Source organism: Psychrobacter sp. AOP7-A1-24 (assembly GCF_052376235.1).
In the GTDB taxonomy this organism is placed as follows: Bacteria; Pseudomonadota; Gammaproteobacteria; order Pseudomonadales; family Moraxellaceae; genus Psychrobacter.
Genome location: NZ_JBQSVM010000083.1, coordinates 1 through 3,287 on the forward strand (window position 1 = coordinate 1; position 3,287 = coordinate 3,287).

Sequence of the window (3,287 nt, forward strand, 5' to 3'; positions counted from 1 at the left end):
TGCTGATCTGATCGAGTACTTACGCGGTGAAGACGGCGTGGATGGTGAAGACGGCGCGGATGGTACAGATGGGATTGACGGTCAGGACGGTGCTGATGGCACGAATGGTAAGTCAGCGCTTGAGCTATTGATAGATGCCGGTGAATTACCAGACGGCTCAGACGCTGCTGATCTGGCTGCCTATCTAAAAGGAGAGACTGGCGCTGCCGGTCAGGATGGCGAAGATGGTCTAGACGGTGATAATATTCCTTTTGTTAACATTTTAGAAGGGGATGATGCTTACATCTCTGGTTCAGATTTGAATGAGGAAGGGAAGATTGATGTAGCTATTGCCCTACCAGATGACGCTCAAGTAAATGACACTTTGATAGTCAACGGTGTTAATACGACTATCACACAAGACATGATTGATAATGGTTTCATCACTTCTTTAGATGTACCAGATAGCGGAACATTATTCGTCAGAGCGACTGTGGAATACGCAGATGGTAGTATCTCAGGCACTGGTAAGGACTTTGCTAGGGTTGGGATTATTGCTCGAGATGATGCCGATGAGCTTGATCTAGGTGATTTACAAATAGCGCAAATCCCTGTCTATACTAATGAGACATACGACTTACTCAACTTAGCGGAAGGTACTGATGGTTCAGAGGGTGCTCTTCCCTTCACAGTGAGTGAGAGCTCTAATGGGATGGTTGATATAGAAGTATCACAGACTGCATTAGTGACAATAGCCGACGCTATCAGAATAGAAGTCTATGACAGTAATGGTGACCAAGTTTATGCCGGTACGACCGGAGTCAATCCACTTGTAGGTGATGTGGTAGGCTTGGAGTTATTAGGATTAACAGGTAACGATACGTTGACAGCCACGGTATCTGGTTTAGAGCCTGGTGACTATACGATAGTCGTAGGTAACGATGAAGGTGTCTTGGGAACATTGGTCGAAGATATCACATTGGCAGAGCTTGGCGAAGCTGGAGTGGTATTAGGTGCTGAGAACCAAACAGCGGTGTTAGATGTGGTTGAAACTGCACTGAATGATCCTATCTTAGGTTTAGATTTAGGTTTGGGAACGCTTGTAAGAGTACCTCTTGAAATTATCTTAGATGGAACCGAAGATATAGGTGTCGGTGATTTAGTTGGTATCATTACAGGTAATGCTGTAATAAACGGTTTGCTTGACGGTGTTGTCGACCCATTACTTGATGCCATTGCTGATGCGCTACTTAGTAATACATTGACGCTACTTGAGACCACTAATATCACTGCAACCTTAGCTGAGTTTGATTATGCCGATGGTGCCCAAGTCACAGGTAATGTGATAGACCCTGATGCTGGTATTGAGGGTGAAGATGGTGAAGATACCGTCACAAGCACCACAGTGCTTACTGCGATATCTAGTGATAATGTCTCAGAGTCAGTACCAACTTCTACAGAAGTTGGCGGTGTGGAGGTGTTCACCATTGCAGGTCAGTATGGTGTGTTAGTTATCGATGAAAATGGTGAATATACCTATACAGCAAATGGCGATTATGCATCGGCAGGTCAAACCGAAACATTTACCTATACCATTGCTAGTGGTATCGGTAGTGATACGGCAGAGTTGGTTATCGAACTTGACGATATGACAGCTCCTGACGCACCAACCATAGACACCCCAATTGCCATTGACGATGTAGTGAATACTCAAGAAGCTGCAGAAGGTTTCAACGTTACAGGTACCGGTGAGCCTGGTGCTACTATCACCTTGACTAATGAAGCATATGACGTCATTGGTACAGCGACTGTGGGTGCTAATGGTGTTTGGAGTGTTCCGATTGATCAGGCAGATGTAGACGCTATGGGGCAAGAGTCAGAGACACTCTCTGCTACCGCAACAGATCCCTCTGGTAACGAAAGCAGCGCTGTTACAACTGACATCACAGTCGACACTGTGGCGCCTACTGCTAATAACGATCAGGATTATGCCGGTCTAGTGGAGAATCCGGTGACTACCAGCCCTTCATACAGCGGTACAGCTGGTGGACTGCTCAGTCTTAATGCGCTTGATGCCATTGATCTCGATTTATTAAGTACTAAATCTGTTTTTCAGGTTACTGTGACTGCTGCTCAGGAGTTGTCACTCACTCTAGATGGTAACGGCTCAGTTGGTTTTAACTTAGCGCTTGGTAGTAAGGATTTTAGCCTTTCAGTCTATAAAGTAGTTAGCGGTGAAGAAGATGACATTACCCTAGTTCAACAAGAAAATAATTGGTTGGAATATTCACCATTTGGTTTAGGTGGCTCATGGAGTGCTGATAATTTATCACTTCCTACGCTCACTGGAGGCGCTGATGCTGATGGTAAAGATGCAACCTACTACTTCCTACTCGGTAGTAGCAACGACAACTTCTTAGGTGTTTCGCTTGGGTCTGCCATAAACGTGACAACGGTTGATAGCGAACTGATTGACTATGATAGTGTGCCAACCACTGGTAACGTCATCACCAATAACGATGTTGATGCACACATTGTGACAGTGGTTGATAGTGTTGATGTGGACGGGTCTACTACTATCCAAGGTACCTACGGTACACTGGTAATAGGTGAGGACGGTGCTTACACTTACACGCCAACAGAAGATATAGATGTCATCGGTGAAACAGACAGCTTTGAATACACTATCGAGGATGTCAGTGGCAATACAGCTATAGCTACTCTAGAAGTGACTATAAGCGACGGCACACCGCCAGCCGCAGGTGCTCGAATGACGTCAGACAGTGACTTTACAGTGGCTGATGACGAAGCGTCTATTGAGTTGCCTGACACCTCAATGACGTCGAGCAAAGGGCTAGACACTCTAAGCTTTGAGAGTGCGGATCAAAACATCAGCTTGGCTGATATTCTGGAGCCTGAAGTTATCGATATTATCGACATCAGTGGTACTGGTGCGAACACCCTAAACGTCGCCGCTGAAGATATTGAATCAGATATCTATGTGACGGGTGATGCTGATGATACCGTCAACCTCGATGGTGATAACTGGTCTAGTGTGCGCCAGACTGTTTCAGAAGGTGAGGAATACAATTTGTGGCAATCAGGTACTGACATCTCCACACAGATTTATATCGATACTGATATTACTAATGTTATCTAATAACAAATAATTAAATTTTAGTCTCTAAAACGCTTCCAAAATGGAGGCGTTTTTTGTACTACCTATTTAATTATTTTTAGATGTGAGACATAGGTAATCAGTCTAAAAAACTTTATAGCAAGTAATTAAAAGATAAATAATGTTTTAT

The 3,287-nt window shown here is 44.4% G+C and carries 1 protein-coding gene; it reads left to right on the forward strand.

What is annotated here, in order from left to right; translation table 11 throughout:
- A partial coding sequence (locus tag ACT3QQ_RS13710; protein WP_444528404.1) for an Ig-like domain-containing protein occupies nucleotides 1-3,139 on the forward strand: 3,139 nt, incomplete at its 5' end.
- Nucleotides 3,140-3,287: the final 148 nt, after the last annotated feature.